3 protein-coding genes and 1 pseudogene are annotated in these 2,648 nt (G+C 36.8%); all 4 read left to right on the forward strand.

Annotated features, from left to right (window positions below):
* On the forward strand, window positions 1-753 hold a 753-nt coding region (locus FOT98_RS28850), incomplete at its 5' end, for an ADP-ribosyltransferase (RefSeq protein ID WP_144291199.1).
* Between the two features lie 47 nt (window positions 754-800).
* Window positions 801-1,580 (forward strand): hypothetical protein, encoded by a 780-nt coding sequence (locus tag FOT98_RS28855; RefSeq protein ID WP_063261449.1) that lies wholly within the window; start codon window positions 801-803, stop codon window positions 1,578-1,580.
* 19 nt (window positions 1,581-1,599) lie between these two features.
* Window positions 1,600-2,313 carry a pentapeptide repeat-containing protein gene (locus tag FOT98_RS28860; RefSeq protein ID WP_063261448.1) on the forward strand — a complete coding sequence of 238 codons (714 nt, stop codon included), beginning with the start codon at window positions 1,600-1,602 and terminating at the stop codon, window positions 2,311-2,313.
* 217 nt (window positions 2,314-2,530) lie between these two features.
* Window positions 2,531-2,648: pseudogene (locus tag FOT98_RS33115) on the forward strand (hypothetical protein); the annotation flags it as partial.

Here is a 2,648-nt window from a genome sequence, read left to right on the forward strand (position 1 = left end):
TATAGCGGGAAATTCCAAGAAGCCCATGATGCCTCAAAGGCGAGTATTCAGAGTAGGATCTCGAATTTGGAGAGTGGTGGGGTTAAGGGTACGGGTAAAGGTAGTAATACAAAACCAAACAAAGTTAAACTAACTCCAGAACGAGAAAAATATTATCGAAAGAAAATAGATGAAGCTGAGGCTCGGGGAGAGTATAAAGTAGCAAATGATATTAGATATGAACGTCATTGTGAAGAAACGATCCCACCTTTAGATCGTGAAAAATGGGATGTTAGGAATGAGAATCTAAAAAAAATCACAGAGCGTGGTAGGGAAGAAGAAATAAAAGGAAGAAAAGCTTTAGGAGAACATCTTGACCGTAAGCTAGAGAACAATAACGTTGGTAAGATTGTTACGTATACATCCAGTGAAGGGCATCTTACGCGTCCAGATAGTATAGGTCGTAATGCTAAGGATGAAATCGATTTAGTTCATGATCACAAACACAAAATAAGTGACAAAGAACACGTTATTCATAATGACAGTCAAATGCGAGATGAAAGAGAACTGGCAAAAGAGAAAAACGGCCGTCATGTTGTGACGATATCAAGTGATAAACCTGATTTAAATGGGATCCCGCCTCACCCAAGACCGAGTGGGCCTTTAGGGAAGAATAGTGAAATTTATTATACTGATCCAAGCAGTGGGAAAGTGACTCACATATGGAAACATAACCCGATTCTACCTGGTGGAGGTAGATGGAAAAAATTATAAATAAAAATTATTATATAAATTTATTTTTAGTATTAAGGAGAATATAAATGAAACCTAATTATTTTTCAATTTCAATGTACCCCACAGTATCTTTTAACGAGGAAGAGATACTGGGGCGTCTTCTGGATGTGTTTGAGTCAAATGAGAAATTTTCTCCTACTCATTGGGGCAACTGTGAAACAATACGGGTAGAATATAATCGTGAAGAAATTATTGAAAAAGTGATTTCGGAGCGTAGGGTATCTGAAGTTCACTTGTATCGTGATAAATCTGTAAACTATAGAGGGAGCTTTCAAGTTAACTTGGGCCATGGCTCATTTTTGGAGTTTGAGTTTCAAAAGTCTATACCCAAAAAAATGTGGCCGGATTTTTTTGAACTATCTGATCAAATCGCAGAAATTGTGAAACCACTTTATGGAGTGGCGCAAATTTGTTGGCCAGTACCCTATCCGTGGAATACGGAACGTGAACGTTTGCTTATGTGGATGAATATATCTTCACTACCTATACCAGTCGAGTTTCTTCCCAACGGTCCCTTGGGGCTAGGAGCTAGAACATATTTTGGTAGTCATGTTTTGGACATGTTTGGCAGAGATTTATTGTTAAATAGTCCAGGAGTTATATCGGAACTGGATTGGGGTGGTATTTGCATAGATCTTTTAAAGGACCCATTAGAGGCTGATGGTGATATATTACTAGATAGTTGGTTACATGTAATGGAATATTTAGAACCAGCTCAAGTAATAGCTATACCAAGTTTTGATGAGGATCGGATGGGGGTATCTTATTCTCCAAATGTCGTTTGGGAGAGTTATCTTAAAAGATAAATCAAAGGAGATAGTAATAATGAAGGAGAATAGCAACAATAGAATAAAAGTCATGGAAATATTAAATCGATCTCAATACAATGATGAGGTAATAGATCAGTTAGATATAAGTGATTTAGACCTTACTTTTTCAGATCTGTCAGAAGTAATGGCAAGGCGCGTTATGGCAAAACGAGTGATGTTGAGAGCTTCTTCATTAATGAGAGCGGCGTTTTATGATTGCGATTTTGAATTGGCTGACTTTAGAAGTTGTAATTTAGAGGAAATCAACATTGCAGATTGTAGGTTTGGCGAAGCGGATTTTTCTAAAGCCAATATGAAATATGCAAAGGTAAATATAAGTAGTTGTTTTGAAACATGTTTTGATGAAGTTGATTTTTCATATGGAGAATTAGTTGGAACAATATTAAATCATGCTACTTTTCGCCATGCAAATTTATCAGGAATCAATGCGGAACAGGCTGACTGTACGGGAACAAATTTCAGCAACGCGAATCTTACAGAAGGTAACTTTGAAAAAGCATATTTAGAAGATGCTAATTTATCAGAAGTAAACGCTAGAAATGCAGATTTTACTGACGCAGATTTAACGGGAGCGACCCTTTTAAATGGTGATTTTACGGGCGCGAATTTTACCGGTGCTAAACTTGACAATGTAGTTTGGACAGGAGCAAAGGTAGAAGGAGCCAAGTTTGACGAAAATGTGAAGGAACAAATCTTAAAAATGATTTAAATATGACGGGAAGTATATAGATTTAAGCACTCGAAAACCTATGATTGGTAGCGAGTGCTTTTTTCTTATAGATATTAAACAATGATAAATAAGTGAAAATTAATATAGATTATTTTTAAGGATTGTTAGATGGATTAAGTTGTGAATATTATATAATTGAAATTAAACTAGTAAAGGTGCGGACTCCGTATCCCAAACCTTTAAAGGTGTAGAAATACTGCCAGATGGAAGTGTCGCTAGATCTGGAACGAACTATAGCGGGAAATTCCAAGAAGCCCATGATGCCTCAAAGGCGAGTATTCAGAGTAGGATCTCGAATTTGGAGAGTGGTGGGG

This window comes from Bacillus sp. HY001 (genome assembly GCF_007558965.1).
GTDB lineage: Bacteria > Bacillota > Bacilli > Bacillales > Bacillaceae_G > Bacillus_A > Bacillus_A mobilis.

Coding starts and splice junctions, on each gene's coding strand:
- FOT98_RS28855 (WP_063261449.1), top strand. CDS start 801: ATGAAACCTAATTATTTTTCAATTTCAATGTACCCCACAGTATCTTTT.
- FOT98_RS28860 (WP_063261448.1), top strand. CDS start 1,600: ATGAAGGAGAATAGCAACAATAGAATAAAAGTCATGGAAATATTAAAT.